Origin of the sequence: Pseudidiomarina aquimaris, assembly GCF_003987395.1 — a bacterium.
Classification (GTDB): domain Bacteria; phylum Pseudomonadota; class Gammaproteobacteria; order Enterobacterales; family Alteromonadaceae; genus Pseudidiomarina; species Pseudidiomarina aquimaris.
Map to the genome: position 1 here is coordinate 100,607 of NZ_PIPT01000007.1, position 25,961 is coordinate 126,567.

23 protein-coding genes are annotated in these 25,961 nt (G+C 50.4%); 14 read left to right on the plus strand and 9 right to left on the minus strand.

The features are described 5' to 3' along the window. Window positions 1–5 precede the first annotated feature (5 nt). The gene (locus tag CWE21_RS09710) at window positions 6–1,040 is read left to right on the plus strand and encodes a helix-turn-helix domain-containing protein (RefSeq protein ID WP_126834247.1); all 1,035 of its coding nucleotides are present in this window, start codon (window positions 6–8) and stop codon (window positions 1,038–1,040) included. Between the two features lie 70 nt (window positions 1,041–1,110). Beyond that, window positions 1,111–2,553 (plus strand): amidohydrolase family protein, encoded by a 1,443-nt coding sequence (locus CWE21_RS09715; RefSeq protein WP_126834248.1) that lies wholly within the window; start codon window positions 1,111–1,113, stop codon window positions 2,551–2,553. Here CWE21_RS09715 and CWE21_RS09720 read toward each other — a convergent pair. Then, on the minus strand, window positions 2,468–3,304 hold the full coding sequence (locus tag CWE21_RS09720; protein WP_126834249.1) for a hypothetical protein: 837 nt from the start codon (window positions 3,302–3,304) through the stop codon (window positions 2,468–2,470). The genes CWE21_RS09715 and CWE21_RS09720 overlap by 86 nt on opposite strands. Window positions 3,305–3,386: 82 nt before the next feature. Between CWE21_RS09720 and CWE21_RS09725 the strand changes: the two genes are divergently transcribed. The 4 genes from CWE21_RS09725 (at window position 3,387) to CWE21_RS09740 (ending at window position 8,732) form a co-directional block, all read left to right on the plus strand. After that, window positions 3,387–4,892, plus strand: a complete 1,506-nt coding sequence (locus tag CWE21_RS09725; RefSeq protein ID WP_126834250.1) for a winged helix-turn-helix domain-containing protein — start codon at window positions 3,387–3,389, stop codon at window positions 4,890–4,892. Window positions 4,893–4,984: 92 nt separating this feature from the next. Further along, window positions 4,985–6,850 carry an amidohydrolase family protein gene (locus CWE21_RS09730; protein ID WP_157982756.1) on the plus strand — a complete coding sequence of 622 codons (1,866 nt, stop codon included), beginning with the start codon at window positions 4,985–4,987 and terminating at the stop codon, window positions 6,848–6,850. Further along, window positions 6,847–7,728 (plus strand): S1 family peptidase, encoded by an 882-nt coding sequence (locus tag CWE21_RS09735; protein ID WP_126834252.1) that lies wholly within the window; start codon window positions 6,847–6,849, stop codon window positions 7,726–7,728. Before CWE21_RS09730 ends, CWE21_RS09735 begins: the two co-directional genes overlap by 4 nt. After that, on the plus strand, window positions 7,728–8,732 hold the full coding sequence (locus CWE21_RS09740; RefSeq protein ID WP_126834253.1) for an alpha/beta hydrolase family protein: 1,005 nt from the start codon (window positions 7,728–7,730) through the stop codon (window positions 8,730–8,732). The genes CWE21_RS09735 and CWE21_RS09740 overlap by 1 nt, the downstream gene beginning before the upstream one ends. A gap of 185 nt (window positions 8,733–8,917) precedes the next feature. Here the strand turns inward: CWE21_RS09740 and CWE21_RS09745 are convergent, their stop codons facing one another. From CWE21_RS09745 to CWE21_RS09765, 5 genes are all read right to left on the minus strand, one after another. Next, window positions 8,918–10,237, minus strand: coding sequence for a type II toxin-antitoxin system HipA family toxin (locus CWE21_RS09745; RefSeq protein ID WP_126834254.1), 1,320 nt, complete (start codon window positions 10,235–10,237; stop codon window positions 8,918–8,920). Next, complete coding sequence (locus CWE21_RS09750; protein WP_126834255.1) at window positions 10,227–10,535, minus strand: hypothetical protein; 309 nt, start codon at window positions 10,533–10,535, stop codon at window positions 10,227–10,229. Before CWE21_RS09750 ends, CWE21_RS09745 begins: the two co-directional genes overlap by 11 nt. Before the next feature lie 127 nt (window positions 10,536–10,662). Next, entirely contained in the window at window positions 10,663–11,925 is a 1,263-nt protein-coding gene (locus tag CWE21_RS09755; RefSeq protein ID WP_198675103.1) for a sensor histidine kinase, read from the minus strand. Beyond that, window positions 11,918–12,607 (minus strand): response regulator transcription factor, encoded by a 690-nt coding sequence (locus tag CWE21_RS09760; protein ID WP_126834257.1) that lies wholly within the window; start codon window positions 12,605–12,607, stop codon window positions 11,918–11,920. Before CWE21_RS09760 ends, CWE21_RS09755 begins: the two co-directional genes overlap by 8 nt. Then, window positions 12,604–13,989 carry a S41 family peptidase gene (locus CWE21_RS09765; RefSeq protein ID WP_126834258.1) on the minus strand — a complete coding sequence of 462 codons (1,386 nt, stop codon included), beginning with the start codon at window positions 13,987–13,989 and terminating at the stop codon, window positions 12,604–12,606. Before CWE21_RS09765 ends, CWE21_RS09760 begins: the two co-directional genes overlap by 4 nt. A gap of 136 nt (window positions 13,990–14,125) precedes the next feature. On the opposite strand from CWE21_RS09765, the gene CWE21_RS09770 reads away from it, so the two are divergent. The 4 genes from CWE21_RS09770 (at window position 14,126) to CWE21_RS09785 (ending at window position 19,178) form a co-directional block, all read left to right on the plus strand. Further along, window positions 14,126–15,262: a type 1 glutamine amidotransferase domain-containing protein gene (locus tag CWE21_RS09770; RefSeq protein WP_126834259.1), complete on the plus strand. Its 1,137-nt coding sequence runs from the start codon at window positions 14,126–14,128 to the stop codon at window positions 15,260–15,262. A gap of 109 nt (window positions 15,263–15,371) precedes the next feature. Next, window positions 15,372–15,761: a nuclear transport factor 2 family protein gene (locus tag CWE21_RS09775; RefSeq protein WP_126834260.1), complete on the plus strand. Its 390-nt coding sequence runs from the start codon at window positions 15,372–15,374 to the stop codon at window positions 15,759–15,761. A gap of 129 nt (window positions 15,762–15,890) precedes the next feature. Beyond that, a complete protein-coding gene (gene katG, locus CWE21_RS09780; RefSeq protein ID WP_126834261.1) occupies window positions 15,891–18,050 on the plus strand; it encodes a catalase/peroxidase HPI in 2,160 nt (719 codons plus the stop codon). 132 nt (window positions 18,051–18,182) lie between these two features. Continuing rightward, window positions 18,183–19,178: a branched-chain amino acid aminotransferase gene (locus tag CWE21_RS09785; RefSeq protein ID WP_126834262.1), complete on the plus strand. Its 996-nt coding sequence runs from the start codon at window positions 18,183–18,185 to the stop codon at window positions 19,176–19,178. A 9-nt stretch (window positions 19,179–19,187) separates the two neighbouring features. Here the strand turns inward: CWE21_RS09785 and CWE21_RS09790 are convergent, their stop codons facing one another. Further along, the gene (locus tag CWE21_RS09790) at window positions 19,188–19,451 is read right to left on the minus strand and encodes a TFIIB-type zinc ribbon-containing protein (protein WP_126834263.1); all 264 of its coding nucleotides are present in this window, start codon (window positions 19,449–19,451) and stop codon (window positions 19,188–19,190) included. Window positions 19,452–19,675: 224 nt separating this feature from the next. Between CWE21_RS09790 and CWE21_RS09795 the strand changes: the two genes are divergently transcribed. The 3 genes from CWE21_RS09795 (at window position 19,676) to CWE21_RS09805 (ending at window position 21,618) form a co-directional block, all read left to right on the plus strand. Continuing rightward, the gene (locus CWE21_RS09795) at window positions 19,676–20,587 is read left to right on the plus strand and encodes a hypothetical protein (RefSeq protein WP_126834264.1); all 912 of its coding nucleotides are present in this window, start codon (window positions 19,676–19,678) and stop codon (window positions 20,585–20,587) included. Window positions 20,588–20,683: 96 nt separating this feature from the next. Next, the gene (locus CWE21_RS09800) at window positions 20,684–20,944 is read left to right on the plus strand and encodes a hypothetical protein (protein ID WP_126834265.1); all 261 of its coding nucleotides are present in this window, start codon (window positions 20,684–20,686) and stop codon (window positions 20,942–20,944) included. Then, window positions 20,941–21,618 carry a class I SAM-dependent methyltransferase gene (locus tag CWE21_RS09805; RefSeq protein ID WP_126834266.1) on the plus strand — a complete coding sequence of 226 codons (678 nt, stop codon included), beginning with the start codon at window positions 20,941–20,943 and terminating at the stop codon, window positions 21,616–21,618. The genes CWE21_RS09800 and CWE21_RS09805 overlap by 4 nt, the downstream gene beginning before the upstream one ends. Here CWE21_RS09805 and CWE21_RS09810 read toward each other — a convergent pair. After that, a complete protein-coding gene (locus tag CWE21_RS09810) occupies window positions 21,548–22,873 on the minus strand; it encodes a winged helix-turn-helix domain-containing protein (protein WP_126834267.1) in 1,326 nt (441 codons plus the stop codon). The two genes, CWE21_RS09805 and CWE21_RS09810, sit on opposite strands and share 71 nt — an antisense overlap. 128 nt (window positions 22,874–23,001) lie before the next feature. On the opposite strand from CWE21_RS09810, the gene CWE21_RS09815 reads away from it, so the two are divergent. Then, window positions 23,002–24,498, plus strand: a complete 1,497-nt coding sequence (locus tag CWE21_RS09815) for a S41 family peptidase (RefSeq protein ID WP_157982757.1) — start codon at window positions 23,002–23,004, stop codon at window positions 24,496–24,498. A gap of 1 nt (window position 24,499) precedes the next feature. Here CWE21_RS09815 and CWE21_RS09820 read toward each other — a convergent pair whose 3' ends face one another. Then, window positions 24,500–25,906, minus strand: coding sequence for a M23 family metallopeptidase (locus CWE21_RS09820; RefSeq protein ID WP_126834269.1), 1,407 nt, complete (start codon window positions 25,904–25,906; stop codon window positions 24,500–24,502). Window positions 25,907–25,961: the final 55 nt, after the last annotated feature.

Below are 25,961 nucleotides of genomic sequence, written 5' to 3' on the forward strand. Positions count from 1 at the left end.
CTGTCATGATGCTTGCACCTATCGAACTACTACCGGTGAACGTTGTTCAACTTCTCATGCTGTTCGTGAGTGTGTTAGCAATCGCCATGCTACGAGGGCAACCTCGCTACACCGGTTTGGTTTTGGCCTTTTTGGTGCAAGCCCTCGCTGTGCTCTTTAATTTTTTAGAAGAACTGCGGTTTGTGCCAGTGTTCGTTACACCAGCCATGAGCCTTGCCGGTGGGCCAAGCCTCTATCTATTTGTCAGGGTTTTGGTGCGGCCGGAGCAACCGCTCGTAGGGCGTGATGCCGTGCATTTTGTGCCGGCACTCGTTGCCCTCTTTTTCGCCAGCCACATCGGCTGGGTTCTCGCACTGGGCGCATTGAGTCAACTCATTTACTTAAAACTGTCACTGGTGTTGTTGCTGCGCTACGAGCGCGCAATTAAGGAGCGCAGGGCTGACACCGAGCGCTTGCAACTGCGCTGGCTAATGTGGTTGCTTTTCACTCTAATGGGCTTAATCGTCATTGAAATCGTGCGCGCCAACCTGCAACCTTTCCTACCCTACGAACTGCGCAATCAGTGGTATTTCATCGACCAAGTCATTCTGCTTTTATTGCTCGCCGGCTTTCTGGTTGGGATTGTTCGCCAGCCTGAAGTTTTCGATGATTTGCAGGAGTTCGAGGAAGCTGAAAAAGCCAACGCGCAAGCTTCAAATGAACAGGCGCTTGGTCTCTTCACCGAAATTGATCGCTTAGTCAAAACAGAAGAGCTTTTTCTCAAGCCGCGCCTGGCGCTGCAAGATATTGCTTCCCTCACAGGCCTCAATGCCAAAGATATCTCGTGGGCGATTAATCAGGGCGGGCAAACGAGCTTTTCCGACTACATCAACCAACTACGCATTGCGCAAGTGGTTGAGATGGCGCAATCGCAACCACAAAAATCACTGCTGGATATCGCGCTAGATGCTGGTTTTAGTTCCAAGTCTTCTTTCAATGCGGTATTCAAAAAACAGACCGGCATGCCACCCAGTCGCTACTTAAAAAGTCTAGAATCTTGATTCTGGTCGCCGTTCGGTCACCCGCAAACTAGGCTACAGGCACAAACAACAGTGCTTGGAGTCTACCCATATGAAAACTAGCAAATTGAAAACCTTTCCGCGGAGTTGCCTGCGCGGCACTGCCATACTCTTGCTCGCGCTTTTTACCCTCGCAGCATTGCTGTGGCTCTATCAAGACCTAGAGAGCGGAGAAACTAAACTGAATCTCGATAGATCGCAAAGCTTCGTTCTTACCAATGTCAACGTACTGACAATGAATGACCAGCAAGTGCTTTTAGATCAGGCGATCGTGGTGCGCGATGGTGTCATCACTGAATTAAGTCCCATGACGCAAGTCACCGCCGATGATCTATCAATCATCGATGGCAAACAAGCCTACGTCATGCCGGGGCTTATTGACGCTCACGTGCATGTCTTAGATCGTAGCTATGCTAAGTCGGCGTTAGCGGCTGGGGTGACCACTGTGCGCAACATGGGCGGTTTTCCTTACCACCTAAAGTGGCGCAAAGAGCTCGAATCCGGTGAGTGGTTCGGCAGCCGCATGGTCGTCTCTAGCCCTATATTTAATAGTATCGAACAAGGCGATCCGCTTGCACACTTCCGGGTGAATGATCCTGAGCTTGCGCGTCAGGCAGTGCGCGACTACATTGCCGAAGGCTACGATTTTATTAAAGTTTATGAAGGCTTACATGCGCAAACGTACAGCGCCATCTTAGCCGAAGCAAACACGCTTGGGGTAATGGTCGCAGGGCACCCTTCGTATGACTTAATGCACAAAAACCTAGCTGAGCATGGCGCGCTGCGGACCTTTGAGCATAGCGAAGAAATCTACGATGGCTTTTTAGCGCAAACTTTTGACGACTCAAAAGCCGAAACGGCAGCACAGTTTTTTGTCGACCACGATGTTGCGCTCGTACCCACCTTGGCGGTTAATCGTGAGCTAACCCGCCTCAGCAACGAAAAATATGAGTACTTGCAGCAAACTGACCAAGCGGCAATCACGCCTTTCGCGCGCTTTATTTATGAGCAGACATCGTTTAAACGCTGGCTCAATGCATCGCCAGAGCTAGCGGCTTACAACCTAGAAGTTGATGCGTACCTGCATCATCTGACCCAACTCATGCACGAGCGTGGCGTAACATTAGTTCTGGGTTCCGATGCCGGAGCGTTAACTGGATTGCCAGGCCCCGCCACCATTGATGAAATAGAGCTGATGGTTGCCGCTGGTATTGCACCGCACGCAGCTCTTGCCGCGGCTACAGTCAACGCTGCGCACAGCGTCGACATGGACCAACAACTTGGCCGCGTTGCGGTTGGTTTTCAGGCCGATTTGATCGTGCTAAACGACAACCCACTTAGCAAGGTAGAAACCCTGCGCGACCCGATGATGGTGATTCAACAAGGTCGCGCTTTTGACCGTGCAGACCTCAATCAACTGCAAGTTGAGGCACATCATCATTCAGGCTGGCTGTTGAGTGTCGCTCGGCATCTGAATTATCTGCTATTTGGTTAGCCACAAAAGAGGTACTAAAACGGCGCTCGCTGAACGTCGATTCGAAGTCTTGACTCGATTCGCTTTCGCTTACAAATAAATAGCCGTCATGCAGTGCATAGTGTTCTATGCTTTTACCCGCAGCGTTTACATCAAAAAAGAAGTAGGCGCTGCCATCACCATAAAAGTTAAGCTCAGCTTTAACTGGGTAAAGCTCTTCGGTAACAGTTAAGTGATAGTCGGCCTCAAACTCGTTGACGTAACCACGCAATTCTTCGTCATCGATCAGCGCATCCAGAGGCAGCGCGTACTCGAACCGCAACTGTTGTTGTTCGGGCATAGCTACCACGCGAACAAGATTACCGATGCGAATTCGCTCGATAATGGCATCACGCGGATGGAACAAGTCAACCAGTTCGGCAACGTCAAAATACTCCATGGCGAACGCAGTTTCAGAGGGTGTGTCGTCACTGCGGCCTTGATTTAACAGGCGAATCACTTCCGCTGGGTAACTGACTTGTAGGCCGTCAGCGCTGGTCCGCACCGCTGTCGTGAGTTGTCCAAACTCACGTTTGTCGTTGCGCAGGTTAAGTGCCTCAAAACTGGCATTAAGATTAACCTGTAGTGTATCCGTTGGTGTGACCGGCAATTGGGCTAAGTGCTGTTCCAGCTTTTGTTGATAAGCACTGGCATCCAGTTCACTAGCCATAGCTGCTGCTGAGCCGAAGAGCAAGGCGCTGCCAAGCAATAAGATAGAAGTGAGTTTTAACATTTTGAATACTCAATCGACATAATGAACTTACAGACCCTGAGTGATTCAAAGAGTTCATAGGAAAAGGTAGGAAACCCGTTAGATGGACCAAGATAATGCAACGCCCGTCTATTTTGACGACGCCACCGGCACTCTGGTATTCGCTGATGAGCGCATTGAGTTGCGTCCGAAAACCTATGCGGTAGCGAAGTTCTTAGCCGCACACCCACAACAAGTCTGTTCCAAAGAAACGATCATGAATGCGGTGTGGGAAAACAGCTTTGTTGAAGATCAGGCCGTCTTCCAATCGATTAACGAGATCCGGCGGAAATTTGCGCCCACTGCGGTGATTCAAACCTATCCGCGTCGTGGCTATGCGTGGTTACTTCCCACTACCTCACAACCTGCCATTCAATCGCAAACGCAAACGGCTACGAAGCGCTCAAAACCGCGCTGGCTGCTTTTGTCCGTTCTTGTGCCTGTATTGCTGGGTTCTGTGACCATCGGTTGGTTTTCTTTCGTTGATACCGGCGAGAGGTCATCGTGGCTACAAGAAAGGCCGCGCTCGAAAACAACCAAACACCAAGCCTTGATGGTATTGCCTACGGATACTACCGCGCTCACCAACGACGACCGCGGCCTAGGTTTTGGTGCCTTGCAAACCGTTCTCCAGCGGCTACCGACCGACAGCGACCGTACCGTTTTTCAGGCCAGTGATGTTTTGGACATCATGGACCGTAAGCCGGTTGCCGAGCCAGCGGACTATTTTGCCGTCTCGGGGGCAACACAAATCATTAGTAGTAAGCTAAGTGGCGTACCCGGTGAATACTCGTTGCTTTTTACCGTGTGGCATAGAGACGGTACGCAACGCCATGGCGTGTTACACGGCGGAACCCTTGAACAGGTCATTAGCGATTATACCGAAGCGCTGATGCTGCAGTTGTTCGGTGAATTAGCGCGCCCTCATCGCGGCGCTTCCTCGCTGTTAACCACGACTTTAACGCATCGAGCGATGACACTGCTTGCACAGGGCGAAACCCAAGCGGCGATTCCCTACCTCGAAAGTGCGGTGCTTGAGCACCCTGAAGAACCCATGCAGCGCTTTTTGCTCGCGCGCAGTTACTTGCATTTGGGCCAAGCGGAATCCGCGCTGCCGCATATTGAAGCCGGACTTACGGCGCTTGACGCTCTGCCCCCACAGCCACTCCGTGGGCGACTTCTTTATTTGAAAGGTGTTGCGCTTATGGCCAATAACCTGCCAGCGGCGAGTCATTTTCTCCGCGCCGCACAAGAAACAGCCGAGGCTCAACAGGACTGGCTATATCATGCGTATGCAAAGGCAATGCAAGGTCAGGTACTTATTCAACAACAGCGGTTTAGTGAAGCGGAGCCTCTTCTAGCCGAGTCACTTCGCTATCAACAGCTCTTGAATTGCCCACTTGGTATCGTGCAAGGGCATTTGGACTATTTTGACTTTTACTTCGCGCAAGGAAACACCGCGAAAGCGCGCGCTGAGTTACAACTCGCTGAACAAATAGTTCTTGAACGCAACCTCGAAATGGTCCAGTCCACCATTGAAGACTACAAGATTAAATCAATTAAATCATAAACCTATAAATTATAGAGTTCTTATAGAGGAGTTCTAAGCCTTTCCCTTCATGTCTTGCCATGCTGTTCCGACAACGAACAGAGGATGTAAACATGAAAATAAAGTCTCTCGCTAAATCACTTATGTATTGTGGTCTTGTCACCGCGCTTACGGCATGTTCTAGCTCGGGTATCGACCGCTCAGATCTCGATGAAACAATTCAGCGCTACCATGCAGTGGTGCTGGACCAAGAGCCAGTAACTTTAAACTCACGCGTACCTGAAGGGATGGTAACGGGAGCAAGTTATGGTTTATTCGATGAACTTGATGGTGATTCCGAAGATATGATTTCTGGTGTGCTCGCCGGTGTTCTCGTCGGTGGCGTCGTCAGCGCCCTCGCTGATGGCTCGAATGAAGCGATTCGCTACCGCCTTTACCATCAAGGCAAAGGCGAATTTGCCGTCATCAGTAAACAACAGCTCGATGAAGATGTTCAGTGCGTTGAAGTACATCAAGCGCAACAGGTCAAACTCTATGCTGTCGATGCGGAATTTTGTCAACAAGCCCAGAACGAAGCGTCAGTAAAAGCGGTTTACGGCGCTCAAGTTCAGCGAATGGGTAGCAACGATTGGCGCACCGCAACGGTGATCATCGAAGGCGATAGCATCGCCGCAGTTACCGAAATCAATGAGGAAATTCCCGCCGGAGCACAACTGATTGATGCGCGGGATACATGGCTCATTCCAGGCCTCATCGATGGCCATGTGCACTTATCGCAGAGTGGTAGCGCCTTCACGCGGCCTGATATTATTGGTGCAACGGCGCTACACAGCTATGACCAAGATCAGGCATGGCTTACCAATCAGTTGCCAGATATCTTGCATGACTACCTTCGCCTCGGAATCACGACCATCGCAGATTTAGGCGGTCCGACGCAACGTCTTCACAGCCGTAATCAGCTTGACTGCACGACAGGGTGCCCCACCATTTTAAGCGCTGGCGAATTAATTAGTGTTGTTCCCGTAGCCCCGCTGACCGGTAACGACGGTCCGACATTTATGACGACCCAAACGCCAGCAGAGGCAACGGCCGCGGTCAAAATGCAACGCGGCTTTGGCGCACAAATTAGCAAGTTTGTCTTTACTAACGAAGGAGGTTTGAGTCCGCAGCAGTTGCAACAGCATTTTTATGCCGCAATGGCTGAAGCGAAAGCCCATGGCCAGATTGTTGCCGTGCATGCGCAAGACTTGGACTACGCCAAGGCAGCGATACGTGCAGGTGCAGATATTTTGGTGCACGGCGTTATGACTGCAGCTATCGACCGCGAGTTTATCGAATTAGCGCAAGCGCATGATGTTACCTACATGCCCACGCTCACGGCTTATGAGCACTATCTTTCGATTTTTAAACAACAACTCACGTTTACTGAGTTCGAACAGCGGTTTGCCGACGCCTATGTGCTGAATTCCTTCGTCGAATTACAGGAAAATCTTCCTGCGACGGAACAGATGTTTCAGATCTTTACCCGCTATGTGCCTTTAGTCGATGCCAGTCCAGAAGAACGTAGCGCGTTATCAGCTCAAGAACAAGCCATCGTACAACAGCTCGAAGCCCTCTTCTCACAACGCATATTGCAGGTGCAATTCAGCAATTTACGTGCTGCGCTTGAGGCCGGCTTGAAGGTTGGTTTTGGTACCGATGCAGGAAATCCGGGAACCCTACACGCCGTTGCTGTCGCAGAAGAAATTCGCGCATGGCAGCGCGCAGGGGTTGATGCTGCGGCGATTTTTCAGGCTTTAACCATTGGCAATGCTTTGGCTTTCGACATGGCACAGCAGCAAGGTGGTATCGCACAAGGCAAAACGGCGACGTTTAACTTGCTGCAACGTGATCCCTTAGAAGATCCCCAAGCCTTGTTAGCTCCCACACACGTTTTTCAGGGCGGTAGCCTGGTTTATGTCGCGGATGACAGCTTATGAACAGCAAATTCAGTTTATCTGTTTGGCTCTATGGCATGCTCGGTATCGGCCTGTGTCTATTCGCAATCAATGCTTTGGCAAAACCCATTGTGATTCGCCATGACGTTAAAGACACTCACTATTTGGCGACACAGGACGACTTCCCTCCTCTCGCGACGCTCTACAAGATTGGTGCGCACGGCACGCTGGTAAAACCGCAATGGGTTGTGACCGCAGCGCACACGGTTTTTTGTGTTACGCCAGGGACCGCGATTCGCATCGGTGACCAGATCGTCGAAGTGAAAGCGCGATACAGCCACCCTGACTACCGACGCGGTGGCGACAACGATATCGCACTCATCGAACTAGCGCAGCCACTCACATCGCCAACCCCTGCCCGCCTCTATGCAGGAAGTAACGAGGCAGGCAAAGACGTTTGGTTTATCGGCTCTGGCGCAACCGGCAACGGCTTAACTGGGCCAACGGTCAATTACAAGGCCAACGCCGGCGTGCTGCGCAAGGCACAGAATCGCGTGGAAAAAGCCCGTGGCAATGAAATTTCATTCGTTTTTGACCGTGGCGACAAAGCACTGCCACTAGAAGGTGTTTCGGGCAACGGTGACAGTGGCGGGCCAGCCTTTATGCGACGCGGCAACACCTACTGGCTCCTCGGCATTAGTTCCCGTGCGGACTCTTGGTTCAAAGACGTCGGCGAGTATGGCGTGAACGAAGTCTATACCCGTATTTCTGCTCACTTACCGTGGCTCGAAGCCATGTTCGCGGCTACGCGCGCACAACGATTACAAATGAGTTCAGCTGAGCGCTTCGTGCAACCTGGGATCGAGGATATCGATAGCGTGTGCAGCCAGATCAACTATAGCCCTATTAAGGACATCTAATGTTTAAAAGAATTGTTTTAACGCTGCTGTTAGCGCTAAGTATGATGGCGCCCAGCGCAACACTTGCAGCCAACCAAGAAGCGAAATTTTACGCTGGTGGTAGCTGCTTTAAGGCCTTCCCCACCTACGATGCTTGGATCGACCTGATGCGTGAACGCAATGGTTGGTTCAAAACGTGGATCATTTCCTGGCGCTACGATGAAGAACGCTTTAACGATGCCGTTGCGAGTGTAGATTGCACCGTTGGCATCTACCCCAGTACCGATGGCACCATGGTACAAGCCTTTATCGTCAAACCTAAGCAAGTGAAAGAACCGCTACCTATGGTGCTTTACAACCGCGGCGGCAATCAGGGGTTTGGTGCGGTAACACTGGCGCAACTTTTGGATTTTATCATTCCTTTATCCAAACAAGGTTATGTCGTCGCTGCAACGCAATACCGTGGCGGGAGTCGCCGCTCAGAAGGCCAAGATGAATTTGGCGGCCGCGACGTGCAAGATGTTCTCGCGCTTAGCGAACTGGTGGCAGCAATGCCTGAAACCGATAGTTCGCAACGCTTCATGTTAGGCGTGTCGCGAGGAGCGATGAACACCTTTATGGCCTTACGCGATGCACCAAAAGAAACGACGAACAACTACCGCGCAGTGGCGGTGATTGGTGGCCTTGTTGATTTGATCGAGATGAAAGACTTTCGCCCAGAAATGGAACGTGTCTATCGCGCCCTCATTCCCAATTACGCCACGCAACAAGCAGAGCAGCTTTACACACGTTCGGTGAGCCTATGGCCGGAGAAATTACCCGCTCACGTTGGTGTGTTGCAATTGCACGGCGAGGATGACGAGCGCGTCTCAGTACAGTCAGCGCGGACGCTTTCCGAGCGCTTGCACACTCATATTAGGTCGCATAATCTCAAAGTGTTCAGCGGTGAAGATCACATGATTCGTGGTGAACGTGAGACGGTTGTTGCTGAAATCGATCGTTGGTTCCAGCAGCATCTTAAATAATCATGCAGCCATCGCTGCTCAAGGAGCAAACTAATGTATGAACTAAGTGTGATTTTATCTTGGGGTTCGCCTGTTGGGATCGGGTTATTCCTGTTCTTAATGGGCTGTGGTTTGGGCGTATTCTTTTGGGGAATTTCGCGCTTGCCGCAAAAACCATGATTGGATACGTTGGAGAACTCTCTACCCTACGCTTCGTCGTAGGGTAGCTCCAATGCGCGGCACCGCTCACGAATACGATCCGTTATCGTTGCATACATTTTGTCCGGTAGTGGCGTTCGAAAACCGCTTTCGATCACCTTTAATAGCTTGCTCATGAGCTGTTTTAGTTGTTTTTCCACGAGTGCTTGCGGCAGACCCACGTTCACACCAAGCTGCACAAAGTCGCTTTGGCTATAAAAGCCAAACTGCTCGTAGGCATCACTGAAATAGCCCTCGTCTCCCTCTTCGGTTGCGAGAACACCAATCGACATAAAGCAAGCGCGATCAAAACTGGGATAAGGGGCGAGGCTGAGTACGTCATAGATGGGCGCGATACTATCCATCTTTGCGTCTTGTCCAGAAGGTTTGCGCACCAACGAAAAATTCTTCAAGTGCAAATCATTGTTGCCAACAAGGTACGAATACACGACTTGCAAGTATAAGTTGAGCGTCACCGCTTTGCTGTTTCCGGCTGCCTCACTTAGCCTTTTTAAAACGGTTTCATAACTTAACGCATCGCTGTCCTTATGCTTTGGGTGTACCAAGCATAAAGAAGCACCATCTTCGACAAAGTAACGCTTGTCGTTGCTAAGAATATCGAAACGCTTCGTCACATAAGCGAATTCTCCGTCTTCAAAGGGGACAAGGCCACATTCAGCAGTCTTAAGGCCAATCTTATTGGCTAAACTCATGACAAAAAACTCATTTTCAGGGCAATGTGGCACACCTTCGGGGGCGGGTTTGACAATATATTGTCCGCCACGAGTCGTTGGCACCAGTTTTTGCCCCTCAAGTTTCATCATCAGCTTTCGCTGCACACCTGATATGGAATGTCCGTTGGCGTGATCGACGGCATACTCATTGAAAGAGCGTGACGTGCCAACAATAGTAACGCCCTTATCTTTTAAAGTGCTTGGTTTCGGTATTGGTAGCTCAATCAATCGCGGGTTTGGTAATGCGTCGACCTCTCCCGCTACCACTGATACGGCACCAATAAGTTCTTCGCCATTAGCGCACAACAAACCAAACTCGTCACTTTTATCGAGTCGAGCCTTCTGCGCTTGGTGAATTCTTAGCCAACCCTCTGAAAGTAAATTGGTAAAGAAAGGCGGTAAAGCATCAAACTCATACTGGGCTTTGGTAAGCGTGAGATGATGCCCAATTGGCGCGCCTTGCAAGAGGTAATCTTCCGCATAAACAAATGTATAAGACTCTCGAGCAGATAAATCCTGCGAGGCCCGATATTCGGTGAGTAGGCCCGCCTTGACACCGTTAACGAAAACGGTCGCGATGCGATTAACGTGCATCGGAGCGGCCTACATACAATGTATAGTTGCCAAATACAGCAATAATTGACTCAATGGTTGAGCACTTCGTTGAGCTAGGTGAATTAAACGCTGCGTAAAGTGTTGTCTTACTTATCATCGCTAAGTCGCAAAAGGTGTCGATGGTAATATCGTTCTCTTTCACGTATTGAGTCACACGATCCTTTAATTCAGACAGCGGAAATAGCTCTTTATCTTCAAGTTCGGCTGCCTCGATTCGCTCGAGCTCCTGCAAAAGCCTGCGCGTCTGCTGCTTTAATTCTGTAATATGACCCTTCATGTACTCGCCCAATAAAGTTGCTTTTAGTGAACTAAATTATAAATATCGATCATTTAGTTTGATATAGCAAACTTATATTGCAATAAGTACACTAAGGCGTACTTTTTGATCAAAAACTCTATTTTAGTCATTTAAATTGAACTACAACCCGAAAAATTGGCGGCTCAACCACTGTCTCAAGCTGCCATTGACTGAGTTCACAGATACGCTTCACCAAATGCAGTCCTTGCCCAAGACCTCGGCTAGCAGGCCCTTTTACGCTGCTTTCAGTGACATTTTCTGGCGTTTGATCGCCTACTGGGTTACTCCAATGCAATGCGTGTCCCTTCAGCTCAATATGCAGCACCGGTTCGCTCGCATGCAATATTGCGTTATTGATAAGGTTGGTCAGAATTAACTGCAGTAGATTCTGGTTGGCTTGAATACGATAGCTGCTCGGTACATTGATGTGCAGCTCAAAATCGTCAAGACCGGATAGCTTTCGGTGGCTCACAACGCAGCTTTCCAGCTCAGCCAACAGGCTTAAAGATTCAGTTTGTACCGATTCTTCGCGCGCTAGCGCGAGCAGCACTGTGGTGGTTTCTTCAATGCGCGTAACCATTTCTCTGAGCTGCTTACCCTGCTGTGCAGTTAGCCCTTTGGCGTCATCAACGCGCTCAACCAGAAACTTCAAAACGGTGGTCGGTGTGCGTAACTCATGGCTAATGTCACGAGTAAAGTCGGCCTCGCGTTGCAACGCAGCTTGCAGTTTGTCGACGCTGCTTTTCACCACGTCGGCAAGATAGCCTATTTCGTTAGGCGGTAAATGCTGGGGCAGCTCTATCGGCGCAGCGGTGTCGCTTGACTGTTTAAAGCTGTTGGATAGGCGTGTTAATGGCTGGGTAATGCTTCGCCCTAAATAGAAGCTCAGTAACCATGCTGCCCCGAGCACGATGGCAAAAATCAATCCGATCCAGGGCACTAAACGCGGTAAGTAATCGCGTGACACTTCAAAGCCAGTTACATCGGCCACAAGAATCCACTCGTTACCGCCTAATTGCAGAGTTTGCACATGCAGTGTGCCGCCTGTTGCAGTCGGAAATTCGACACGTTCGGGTGAACGTTCGCGAAGTTCGTAAACGCTCGCCGGCAACTCGTGCCAGCTTGCGTAAACCGTCATGAACGGAAAACGTGGTTGTGTTATTCGGTCCTGCTCGGCATAAACTTGCTCAAGGTAGGTCGCTTCGCTGTTTACCAGTCGATTGAACACATTGTCCTCAACCACATAGGCATAAGCGATAAGTAAACCCACCAAACAGACTGCGAGGATAAGCGCGAAGCTTACGACCGCGGTCTGTAAAGTGCGATTGATGCTCGTACTTTTACCGGTCACATCCACTTTGCTATTCACTCTCACTGGTTTGCAACCGAAAGCCCACCCCGTGCAAGGTAGCGAGCATCGGTGTAGCGAAGGGCTTATCCAGCGCTTGTCGCAAAGTATAAATATGCGAACGCAGCACATCGCTATCGGGCATGTCATCGCCCCAAATTTTACTGATAACCTGCTGGCGACTGACCGCGTTTGGAAAGGCGCGGACCAACAACAGCAAAATTGCGAAATCCGTGCTGCTCAACTTGAGTAGTTGCCCCTCACGTTGCGCCCACTGCTGCCGTTCATTGACTTCGAGTTCTCCAATTTTCACCGTCTGCGCCTGATGTAACTGCTGACGACGTGCCAAGGCCTGACAGCGCAAGTACAGCTCCTGCAGGTCAAATGGTTTGGTCAAGTAGTCATCGGCACCGGCCGCAAAGCCCACGGACTTATCAGAAATACTGTCGCGTGCAGTCAGTAGCAGCACCGGCGGCACCGGATCGCAGGTCAACTTAATACTTTCACAGACCTGAATACCCGTCATGTCCGGCAACATCACATCCAAAATCACCACATCGTAATTTTGCTCTTGCGCTAATTGCAGCCCATGCCGCCCAGTTGCGGCAAAATCGACTTGCACGCCCTGCTCTTCAAGGTAGTCACAGACCTCAGTCGCAATAGCTAAGGTATCTTCAACCAGCAAGACCGTTAATGAGGTCATTGCACCAGCTCCTTTATTTTTGTCAGCGCGGTATCACTGCCGCTTGCCATGTCGGGCTGCACCCTTACGTCAGGCATAACAGGCGTAACCTCACTCGCGCCATTCGGGCGCACCAACAGTCGTGTGGCAACATACGCGCGCAACTGCGAATGCGGTAAGTTAAATAGATTCCCTTGCGCAGTCTGATTTGCATAGCCGCCGGTCGGCTCACCGACAAGCGTACCCATCTGGTTGTCCTGCACTGTGGTTGCGAACACAATGGCTGCCGAATAAGTCACCGGCCCTACCAGCACATAGACATCGCCAGCAAAGCGTTTGGCTTCACTTTTTGGACTCACTTCATCAGTCCACGGCGTGTGAATCATATCGCCTACACTTCCTTTATAGCCGAACCAACCGCGATTGTCCTCGTTGAGTCGCTCGGTAACGTGCGACACCAGCTTGAAGGGTGCGTCGGCAAGGTAGCTGGCTAGCTCAGTCGCGGTATCGGTGTTACCACCGGTGTTATCGCGAATATCAATGATCAGGTGCTGAACCTTTTGCTCTTTAAGCGTGGCAAAATGCGTAGCAACCGCGCCGGCAAATTGTTCCGGATCGACATCAAAAGATCCGACACGCAAATAAGCAAGGTTTGGCTCCAAAAGCTGTAGTTCTAGATCTTCATTTGCGGCTTGCGCAGTTTGTGACTGCCACTGCTCATCACTTGTGATTGTGACCGAGTAGGTTTGTGCTTCATGCTTCAGCACTAGCTCAAACTCGCCGAGCATTCCAAACACTGCCCACAGCATATATGGAAAACGCTCCGCAACGAATGCATCGCGCAGGCGTCGGGTTTCGCCACCCACGTAGAGTTGCCCCTGCTCGATAATGTGCTCGGCTGCTACACCGTTAATCGAGAGAATCTGGCTGCCCGCCGGAAGGGATTGCGTTCCGTTTGCTGCTGTTTGAGCATAGCCCCGCGCGAGGTAGAGCGCACCGTTCTGCTCTTTAACAGCAAAAGGAAATGGCTGTTGTCCAGCCGCAACTGCCGCGGTGTACTCCTGATAAGGCCAAAGCAAAAAGCTGTGTCCGTCATTGAATAAATGTGACAACTGTCCGACGTAGCGGAAGAACTCGACGCGCGTCATGGGTTGGTCAATTTGCTGCTTCAGTTCCACCACCCGCTGCTGTAGCACTTGCTCGTCAGCATAACCATCGAAGTCAGGATGCCGGGCACGCACGCCAGCTACGTAGGCATCAATGTCTTGGTGAAGTTCTGCCACTGAGATTTCACGGTCCATTAAGCTTGGATCTTCAAGATCCGGAAAAATATCTAAATGGGACTGCGCGCAGCCACCAAGGAATAAAACGGTGAAAAGTAGAATCGCTTTTAATGTGTTCATGGTCGTCTCCTAATGCTTTCGGCACAGACTACGCGAACCTATGTGAAGACTTTGTCGAGGCTGTGCAATTTTTCTTCACATTCTCACGACAGCGCGCCCGCTAGGATGCTCGAGAACCTTAACCAGGAGACACACAATGAAAAACGTCATTCTATTTTTAACCGCAGCAGCGTTGATACTTGGTAGTTGCTGTCTGAAGACTGCCATGGCGCAGACACCTGCGCAAACACCTGAGGGTGGCGATAGTCAAAAACGCGTAGTTATGCTCATCTCAAGTAACGGCACCGAGCAGGCACTGGAACTCAGCTACGATCTTGAAGAACTCGCGCAAGCTTATTTAGTGCTGCACGACAACGGCGTTCAGGTCGACATCATGAGCCCGAAAGGCGGTCCCGTGCTAGTAAAGAACAACAAGGACGATTTGGCTTATATTCAACGCTTTAAACAGCTTGCCCTGAGCCAGCTTGAGAACACCTTGGCGCCAGCCTCTGTAAACCTGAGCGATTACCACGCTGTTTTTGTGATTGGTGGTGCAGGGGCCATGATTGACTTGCCTGCCGATGCCGCAACACAAACGCTGCTGAGTTCGGCGGTAGCTCGCGATATGACCATTACTGCCGTCTGTCACGGCCCTGCAGCATTAGTTAATTTGCACACTGCCGATGGCAGTTGGTTTGTCGAAGGCAAACGCATGAATAGCTTTACTAACACTGAAGAGCATGCCTTTTCAGCAGAGCATATCGAACACTTCCCGTTCTTACTTGAAGATAAACTAAAAGAACGTGGCGCTATCTTCGTCAATAACGCACCGATGTTGCCTTATGTTGCCGTAGACGGAAATTTGATCACTGCACAAAATCCGGGTTCCGTTGCTAAGGCCGCCGAAGCGACAGTATTGGCTCTTGGTTTGCCGCTACAAACGCGTGAAGCCTTTAAGGATGAAGCGACAATGGAATTAATTTCCAAAGCTCGTGAAACCGGTGCCGCCGTGCTTGATCTTGCACTCGCTCGAGACACAGACAGCTACGACATGAACTACCTTGCGCTGTACGGTTTTTACGCCTATCGCATTGCTGATACGCAAGACAAACCTCGCGAACTAACTCTTATGCAAACCATTCGTAAGTACTTTTCGCACCCAGAATATGACACGCAGTTGATTTTGAATTTGCTTGAGCAAGGTCAGCGTGACGCTGCATTAGAGGTATTCGAGGAGTTCAAAACTCGCTTTGCCGGTCATGCCAACATTGCGAAGCTTGAATCCGCTTTTTAGGTCACCGATTTAAGTGAAGCCTCGCAAACCTCTTTCCTGGCGTCAGGTTTGGGGTTTGCTTCATACTGAACTACCTTTAAACCTCAATTCAACACTTATAGAGGTTTCCATGAGCACTGCCCTCGATCTGGTTCAAAACGTCTACCGCGCGTTTGCCAAAGGTGACATTCCCTCTGTTCTCGGAAGACTTGCACCCAACATTCGCTGGACCGAAGCCGAAGGCGGCCCCTACGGTGGTGTTTTCATCGGTCCAGATGCCGTGCTTGAGAATGTATTTATGAGGCTAGGCGGCGAGTGGGACAATTTTACCGCTGTTCCGCACGAATTCATTGCAGAAGGGTCGACCATTGTTGCGTTGGGCGAATACAGTGGTTCGTATAAGGCGACCGGCAAAAGCTTTAAAGCGCCTTTCGCCCATGTCTGGAAACTTGAGGGCGGCAAAGCCGTGTCCTTTCAGCAATACACCGACACCGCTGTGCACCAACGTCCGCTGCGATAACAATTTAAACGACCCTCCATGCATCGAAAAAACCTATTAAAGCAGTCGCTTTAATAGCGTTTACTCCTTTGGTTTCACCGACTACAGTTGAATCATAACTTTAATAAGTAAACGCCAAAGGAGTCTCAAATGAGCAACAGTAGTGGCAAGTGCCCAGTGATGCATGGCGGTCATACCGCAGCGGGCAAATCGAATATGGATTGGTGGCCAAATGCCCTCAATCTCGACATTTTGCATCAGCACGACACCAAGACCAATCCGTTAGACCCCGATTTCAAATACAGCGAAGCCCTCAAAGAGCTAGATGTTGAAGCATTGAAGAAAGACGTCAAAGAGCTCATGACCGACAGCCAAGATTGGTGGCCAGCCGATTGGGGTCACTATGGTGGTTTAATGATCCGTATGGCTTGGCACGCAGCAGGCTCGTATCGTGTTGCTGACGGTCGCGGAGGCGCCGGTACTGGCAACCAGCGTTTTGCGCCGCTGAACTCATGGCCCGATAACGCCAACCTCGATAAGGCACGGCGCCTGTTATGGCCGATTAAGAAGAAGTACGGCAACAAAATTAGTTGGGCGGATTTGATTATCCTCGCCGGCACCATGGCTTATGAGTCAATGGGCTTGCCTGCTTATGGATTTGCTTTCGGTCGCGAAGATATTTGGCATCCAGAAAAAGATATTTACTGGGGCTCAGAACGAGAGTGGCTCACCAAAGAACGTTACGGTGATTCAGACGACGGTAAATCACTCGAAAACCCTCTAGCAGCGGTGCAAATGGGCCTTATCTATGTCAATCCAGAAGGTCGCGACAGCATTCCCGATCCGTTGAAGAGCGCCGAAGACGTGCGCGAAACCTTCAAGCGCATGGCGATGAACGACGAAGAAACCGTAGCCCTGACCGCCGGTGGTCACACTGTCGGTAAATGTCACGGTAATGGCAAAGAAGAAAACCTAGGACCTGATCCTGAAGCTGCTGATATCGAAGAGCAAGGGCTTGGTTGGAACAACCACAAAACCCGAGGCATTGGCCGTGATGCGGTTACCAGTGGCCTTGAAGGTGCATGGACCACAGAGCCGACCAAGTGGGACAATGGCTACTTCTATTTACTACTCAACTACGAGTGGGAATCGAAGAAGAGCCCTGCCGGTAAATGGCAATGGGAACCTATCGATATTAAAGAGGAAGACAAACCGGTTGATGCCGAAGATCCGTCGATTCGCCATAATCCGATCATGACGGACGCCGATATGGCCATGAAGATGGACCCTGAGTATCGCAAGATTTCAGAGCGCTTCTATAACGACCCTGAGTACTTCTCGAAAGTATTTGCGCGGGCTTGGTACAAACTTACCCATCGGGATATGGGCCCGCTGGATCGCTACATTGGCCCGGATGTACCAGACGAAGAACTGCTATGGCAAGATCCTATTCCTGCCGGTTCGAAGGACTACGACGTCAACGCAGTGAAGGCGAAAATTGCAGATACAGGGCTTTCGATTAGCGAACTCGCCGCAACGGCTTGGGACAGTGCACGGACCTTCCGTCACTCCGACATGCGCGGTGGTGCCAATGGTGCGCGCATCCGGTTAGCGCCGCAAAAAGACTGGGAAGGCAATGAGCCTGAACGTTTGCAGAAAGTCCTAGCGAAACTCGAGCCAATTGCAGCTGAAACGGGTGCAAGTATTGCCGACGTGATTGTGCTCGGCGGTAACTACGCCGTTGAGCAGGCCGCTAAAAATGCTGGCTATGCCATCGAAGTACCGTTCACTCCAGGGCGCGGTGACGCCACACTAGAGCAAACCGACGTCGAAGGCTTCGAGTGGCTCGAACCGGTACACGATGGCTTCCGTAACTGGCAGAAAAAGCATTACGAAGTCACCGGTGAAGAACTCTTACTTGACCGCGCACAACTGCTAGGCCTCACAGCGCCTGAAATGACAGTGTTGATTGGTGGTATGCGTGTTCTTGGTACTAACTACGGCGATAGCAAGCATGGTGTTTTCACGGACCGTGTTGGCAGCTTAACCAACGATTTCTTCGTGACCTTAACGGACATGAAGTACAGCTGGAAGCCAACAGGCTGGAACTCCTATGACATTGTTGAACGTAAGTCTGGTGAGACCAAATACACTGCGTCACGTGTCGACCTTGTGTTTGGTTCAAACTCGGTACTGCGTTCTTATGCCGAGCTCTATGCCCAAGACGACTCGCAAGAGAAGTTCGTTAAAGACTTTGTCAAAGCATGGACCAAAGTGATGAACGCCGACCGCTTTGACCTAGTCGACTAAACCTTCACTACAGTCCTTACGTAACTTAAAACGCCCCATGCTTTCGCTGGGGCGTTTTTGCTGTCATTTGCGCGAGCTCGACAGGCAAAGTACACTCGTCGGTCCATAATTTCGATAACAAGAGGCAACAGCATGGCTGCATTTGGTTCCGTATTTATGCCCGAAATGGCACTTACTACCTTTGATGGCAACGGTTGGAGCGCTACGGAAATTGTCGATGCCGACGCCATCTCATTACACCCAGGCGCTCATGTGTTGCACTATGCCAGTACTTGTTTTGAAGGGCTTAAAGCATTTCGTCATGACGATGGGTCAATCAATATTTTTCGCATGGACGCCAATATTGCTCGGATGATCCAGAGCAGCCGTCTACTTTCGTTGCCGGAACCCTCAGCGCAACAACTTGAAGAAATGATCATTAGCATCGTCAAGCGTTTCGCTGCTGATGTGCCTGAGCCGCCGGGCTCAATGTATATCCGCCCTACGCATATCGGCACCGAGCCAGCGATTGGCAAGGCAGCTAACCCAAGCCTCACCTCTATGCTCTATGTTTTGCTATCACCAGTAGGAGACTACTTTTCAGGTGGTATCCGCCCTCTGCGCTTGCTGCTTGAGCAAAACGGTTCGCGCTGTGCCGCACATATGGGCATGATCAAAAGCGGTGGCAACTACGCCAGTGCCTTACAACCTATTCTGACCGCACGCAAAGCGGTGAATGCCGACCAAGTATTATTCTGTCCTGACGGCGATGTGCAAGAAACCGGAGCGGCGAACTTTTTGCTGATCGACGGTAACGAGATCATCACCAAAGCACTTGATAGCACCTTTTTACACGGCATCACGCGCAATTCTATTTTGACCCTTGCACGCGACATGGGCATGACCGTTAGTGAACGCAATTTGAGTGTCGATGAACTGTTAGAACGCGCCAGCAAGCCTCATTCCGAAGCGGCGCTATCAGGTACAGCCGCCGTACTTACGCCTGTTGGCACGCTAATTGAAGATGGCAAAGAGTATCAAGTGGGCTCAGGCGAGCAAGGCCCCACCACCGAAAAGCTTCGTGCCGCGCTTAATGCTGTGCAGTGGGGCAAAACACCTGATACGCATGATTGGCTCACGCGTGTTTGAATCGCACATTTAGAAATCAAAAAGCTCGCCCAGTAGGCTCTTCTTTTTGTATTTCTTGTGACCATGCGAAGCACCATAGCCATGGCTACGGTCGTAACTTGGTTCACGCGACCGCTGAGGCTCTGCCCCAGCTGGTGGCGCTGAGCGTTCAATGATTTTGTCGAGTTCACCGCGATCTAACCAAACCCCGCGACAACTTGGACAGTAATCAATTTCGATACCTTGACGATCGGCCATCACTAGACTCTCTTCTTTGCATACCGGACATTTCATAGTTTCACCTTTTTTTAGCTTTCATTTAGCTATTGGACGTCTATTTTTTGGCCAAGTTCAATCACTTAAAACGTACCTTTTTTTGCTAACGGGACGCTATTGCAAACGGCATAATGATTTTATTTTAGGCTGTACTAAATTACTTTTCACCTCAAGGAAGGGGCCGGTCTGTCATGCACATGATGTGCGAGGTTATGCCTATTTAGCCCACGGAGGGCTGAATCATGAAAAAATTAGTAAGTCTCTTTCTTTTCCTTCTCTGTCTGTTTGCCATACCACAGGCAAACGCTGAACAATGTCAAACATTGTATGCTGGTCAAACGCTCGATGTTGGGACCGTCTGTGTTGCTAATGACGACACAGAAGTGACCGTCACCTTCACCACTACCGGTGCTTGGACACTAGGCGAAATGCATTTGTTCGTTGGTACCGATTTTGGCGACATACCAACAACTAAGAGCGGAAACCCAAAAATAGGCTTGTTTCCCTATTCAGCAACGACTACGTCACAGAGTTATAGTTTCACGATTCCATTCAGTGAACTCGATACAACTTGCGACACAACACTGGTGATTGCAGCGCATGCGGTCGTTAGCAATGGCGACACCACCGAAACGGCGTGGGGTGCGGGAAACCGCTTTACGCCACGCGGAAGTTGGGCAACGTGGTTTAGCTATTTTGCGCCATGTGATAATGGTGGTGACCCAGGTGACGATTGCACGCGCACAGAAACAGGCTTTGCCTTCGGTCAAGCTACACTGATTGATGTTGTTGGGGGTTCGAATCGCTGGGGTTGGCAACTAACACTACAAGATGGTGAAAGCGGTTCAACACCTATCTATGCAGCAGCTGGCAATAACGTAATTGCGAACGGTGATTTAGCCGGTGAGTTACAGTACAGCTATAGCAACGGTGTTTTGCTGGCAGATTTCTTTGCCTATGCTGGCTTTGCTTGGAACGCAACCCATCTCTACGCTGATGATGTGATGATCACCACCACTGCACCCGGTCAGTTTGGTAATACCCAAGAGTTTGCGACACCGCAAACATTGGTACCCTATCAACTAGCTATTGATCCGAGCAGTGCCCAGACCATCTACGTGGTTGCACATGCCGAAGTTTGTTATACCGATTAATGCGCAGTTACCTCTTGAAAGGCAGCTCTTCAGCTGCCTTTTTTATGCAAACCTTAAGCGGATTTCGGTAGACTAGCTACATAGAAGGAGCGAAGCATGCCGTTTGTTATTCAAGAGCTGAACTGGCACAAACGCCGTAAGCCGAACGCTGAATCGAAGCCGGTCAGTGTAGAAGTCGACGATTTCAAGCTAGAGAAAAATCACTTTTGCAAAATTCATGTGACCTTTGACGATGGCGAGTGCGCGACGCTGCAAGGTCGCGTGACGCAGAACCCTGTCACGGGTGCTTGGTCGGTCAATGGAATTAATGCGAAAGGCCAGAGTGTTTCGGCATTGTATGTTGAGAATCTGTCATGAGCCCAGTGTGTACCCTATGTCAAAGTGCGGCGACAGAATTCGCGCAAGACAAGTTTCGCCGTTTCTTCAAGTGCAGCGAATGTGAGCTTATTTTCGCCGATCCTAGTGCAAATTTGGCAAAAATCGCCGAAAAAGAGATCTACGACCTTCACCAAAACGACCCAACAGATGAAGGTTACCGGTGCTTTCTCAGCCTACTTACCGAGCCACTACTCAAGCGCGTACCACTCGGCGCCGAAGGCCTTGATTTTGGTTGTGGCCCCGGCCCTACTCTGCATCTGATGCTCGAAGATGCCGGTATTCGCATGGCGCTTTACGATATTTTTTACTATCCCGATAAGGCGCCATTAGAGCAGCGTTATGATGTAGTGACCTGTACTGAGGTTGTGGAGCATTTTAATGCGCCAGCGACGAGTTGGCCCACCTTGGTAAGTTTGCTTAAAGAGGGAGCTTGGTTGGCGATTATGACCTCGCTCTTTACCCGGGAAACACCAGAAGCTTTTTTAGCCTGGCAATACAAAAACGATCCTACGCATGTCAGCTTCTACACGCCAAAAACCATGCAATGGCTAAGTGAACGCTTCGGCCTCACGTGCGAGATCATTAGTCAGCGCGTGATTTTCTTTCAGCGAGCTCCTGTGGACAAGCATACTGCGCCTGCAATCGGCGTTTAAGTTCTTCACACAGTCTAAGTGCCCCCGCCTCATCGCCAGTTTGCTGCAAAACGACGGCAAGGCCGAGCGTTGCTTGTTCATGTATGGGAGCGAAGCTTAACACGCGTCGAAACCAGCTTTCTGCTTCTTGATAGTCTTCTTTGGCAAGGTATTGATCGCCAATAAGGTTGCCTAAGTCGGCATACCAAGGCCTGATTTGTACTTCATCGTTTTGGTAGCGGGTGGTCATGGCCTTAAACGCTGCAATGAAACCATCTAACGCCTCAGCTTTATGACCTAACGCATTCTGCAGTTCAGCTTGATTTAACCATACTTGCCAGGCCATCGGGTCGACCTGCAAGGCTTTATCATAGGTTGCGATAGCCGTTTGATAGTCGCCTTGTGCCGATTGCACAAACCCCAAAGCTTTTAAGGTGGTGGCATTTTCTGGTGCCAAGTTGACGGCCTTTTCCGCGAGGACTTTCGCCCGCTGTAACTGGCGCTGTGCCGTCTCGGTTGCTAACGCACCGGAGGCAACCCGTTCAGTCAGTTTTACCGGCGTATCGCCGGTGTCTCCCGACCACCGCACCACGCGCTGAACCAATGAGTTTGCGAGGCCTGCATAGGCGAGTGCGGCATCTGGATTGAGCTCGATTTGTTGTTGATAGAGCGAAATCGCCATCTCATTATCGGCTAGCCGCATTTGATGGTAGTAGTCGTCAGCGCGCGTGAGCAACTCATCTTGTTTTTCGCTTGTTGGCGAAACAGTGTCATCACCCGACGCACTAAACAAATTCAAATTCGCAATAATCACCAAAACCAGCGCAGCAATCAGGAGCACGCCTACCGCCAACATGCGTCGCGGTCGTCTTTCAGCTGGCGCTTCTGCAGCAGGTGTTGCTGCCGCAGGCGACGCTCCCGCTAACGGTTGCACCTCTGCTAACAGACGGTAACCACGCTTCGGCAAAGTTTCGATATAGCGCGGCGCCCGCGAATTATCACCAAGGCTTGTCCGCAGGCGTGAAATGGTTCGCGCAATCGTATCGTCACTCGCGTAGGTGTCACTCCATACCGCCTCTGTAAGCGCTTGCTTGGTCACCAGCTCGCCTGGATGCGCAGCTAAATAGGCGAGCACTTGGCAGGATTTAGGCTCCAAACGTCGTGATGCGTCATCATTTTCTATTGTTTTGGTGGCATCTGCACTGAGTTGACCACTATCAAAGTCAACCTGCCAATCGCCTATTTTTACCTTACCAGTAAGGAAATTTTGTTCCATTTCAGTCTGTTAACCTTGTCAGGTTTTTGTCCGAAAGATCCGTTAGTATTGTCAGGACTCCTATGCATGCATTTTCTACTATTGCGGCCGAACTATCGAGCCTAACTAACAACAAAGGATATTTGAAAATGCGCCGTTACTTAACTTTATCGCTCTTACTAGCTGCTGTCGCCTTTATTTCACCACCAACACATAGTAGCGAAAGGGATACCAAGACTACGCCAAAGACTTACCAAGCCGAGCAAGTTCGTGCCGATCTAACACAGCTATATGAAAACTTGCAGCAGGGTAGTTACGATCTTTTTGTGCACACGTCACAAGCTGAGTATGAACAAGCCTACCAGACGTTGATGCAACAAATACAAGGGCCAATGACACAACTCGAAGCCCACAAACTCTTTATGCAGTTTGCAGCTCTCGCCAAGATTGCACACACCCGAATCGATTTCCCTGTTGATGCTTATCGAGCTTTTATGCAGGGCAACGGTAAAACGCTGCCCATGGATTTTTCAGTTACCCCTAGCAGAATTACAATCAGCAACTATTACGATAGCGATAGCAAAAGCCCGATTAAGGTCGGCGACGAAGTTATTGCCGTCGATGGGCAACCGGTCCAAGACTGGCTTGCGGCGATTCAAACCTATATTGCCGCCGACAATACTGAGATCATGGCTTCGTTGACAGAAGGCCAACTTGTACCTCTATTATGGCTGCATGAAGGTGAGCGTGATAGCTATCAATTACGCTTGCGCAGCGCTACGACTGGGGAAGTTTATGAATACACGCAGGCGACGTTAGCGCAAGATCAACAAGTCGCAGCGCTCGACGGCGCCACAGCGACATCGCCAAGCGAAGAAAAAATCCGCGACTTTGCCATTATGCGAGGCAGCATTGGCTATCTCAAGCCTGGTCCTTTTTACAACGTCTACGCCACCTCGCATGCGGAAATTTGGGACACCGAAGAGTTTCATGCGTTTATTGATGACGCCTTTGCCACCTTTGTCGCCCATAACGTGAAGCAAATTCTTATCGATGTTCGCAATAATCCTGGCGGTTCCAATAGTTTCAGCGACCACATGCTGGCTTGGTTTGCTGACCGACCATTTAAGTTTGCTGCAGATTTTCGCATCAAAGCATCTGAGCTATCGCGCGCCTCGAACCAGCGTCGGCTCACTGGTGATGACTCTAACAATGAAACCTCGCGTCAGCTTGCCGAGCTTTTTGCCGCACATGAACAAGGGGATATTGTTTCCTTTCCAGTCGAGGAGTCTGTGCCCCATGGAGCGGACAAATCGGTGGGTGACACGCCCGTCTATGTATTGATTGACCGCTATTCCTATAGCAATGCGGTTTCAGTCGCGGCCATCACGCAAGATTATGGTTTTGCTACGGTGATTGGTGAAAAGACCGCGGACTTAGCAACCACTTACGCAGCCATGGAGAGCTTCACATTGGATCACACAGGTGTCGAGGTAGGGTATCCGAAAGCGCATATCATCCGCCCTAATGGCGATCTGAAAGCCGATGGGGTAACGCCTGATGTTTCACTGGATTTCATGGCCGCGACCGAGCTTAGCTCGCAAGCTAAACTCGAACGCGTGCTGGACTACCTTCAGCAGGAGTGATTTAGCGTGCTTCACTTGTCAGTGGCGGATAGATTGCACTATCGCCGCTGGCAAACTGCGCTAAGCGCATCGTACGGTCTTCAAGGCCCTCAACAAAAGCGGTGAACTGTGCAAGTTCTTCGCCCTGTAAACGCTCCGTCGTGAGCTTTTTCAGGTTGAGCGGATTCACGCTTTTACCGTTGCGGTAGACTTCGTAATGCAGATGGCGCGCTTGCGATAAGCCGGTGTTACCCAAAAAGCCAATTATCTGCCCTTGCTTAACTTTCACGCCCGGTTTAATGTCGCTCGCAAAGCCTTTCAAGTGGGCGTAAAGCGTTTCGTAACCGTCATCATGTTGCAAAACGACAGCGTTACCGTAGGAGCCATACCAGTCGGCACGTTTAACGGTGGCGTTACCCGCAGCCATAATGGGTGTGCCTGCCGGCGCACTGAAATCAATGCCCTTGTGCATGCGCGTATAACCCAACAGTGGGTGTTTACGCTGGCCGTAATGCGATGATAAGCGTGCGCCGTTTAAAGGGGTTTTCAACAAAAAGCTCTCAGCGAGACGACCATCCTCGAGATAGAACGCATCGTTGTAGCGATACAAACGTAAATCATCTTCGCTATTTTTAAAGCGCAAGTACGTAGGTTGTAATGGCGTTTGCTGATGGGCAAACAAAGCTTCATCTTCGGTCACAAGGGTGCGCTCGAAGACGACTTCAAACCGGTTACCATTGTAGACTTGTCGTTGGAAATCAATGAAATGTGAGAGCGCCAGCAAGGCACTGTTGATAACATCTCCAGGAATACCTGCTGCTGCACCGTCACCATACAAGCTATGGCCGATCACGATGGCATGCTCTGCGACTTCAATCCGGGTTGGAACCTTACTTTTGGTTACCAGCCATTCATCACCAGTTAACGTTGCGTCCACTCGCACTGCATATTCACCGGCTAGACTGACTTGTCGCTGTCCAGCGACCTCATCAATCGCGAGGATACTGCCGGCTTGCAATTTGTTGAGGGGGACGACTTTACGCAGCGCAATCGCTAAATTAGCAATTTGTTGGGCGCTAAAGCCTTGTTTGGAAAGCAATGAGGAGACGGTTTGTCCGCTTTTCAGCGTCACCAGCTGTACTTCGTTGGACATAGCTAAAAAATCGCGTTCTCGCGCAGTAATGCGCGGCTCAGCCGAGCTAGGGCTAGCGAGTTGAATCGTGGGCTTGGGCTTTTCAGTAGGCTCTAAGGTGTTGTGTGCTACCTCAGAATCTTCGCGTGCTCCTGCCTGAGGCGTGCTATTTCGTTCCTCAGCCGCATTCTCCGTAACATTCTCCGTAGCATTCTGCGCAACATTCTCAGGCGCATCGCTACAGCCTAACAGCAACATGGCAGTTGTGAGGCTGAAGCTAATTAACAATCGTCGCATTCGGTATCCTAGCTCTTTTTAATCAAGCGCCATTCTACCCAAAAACCGCCTGTGA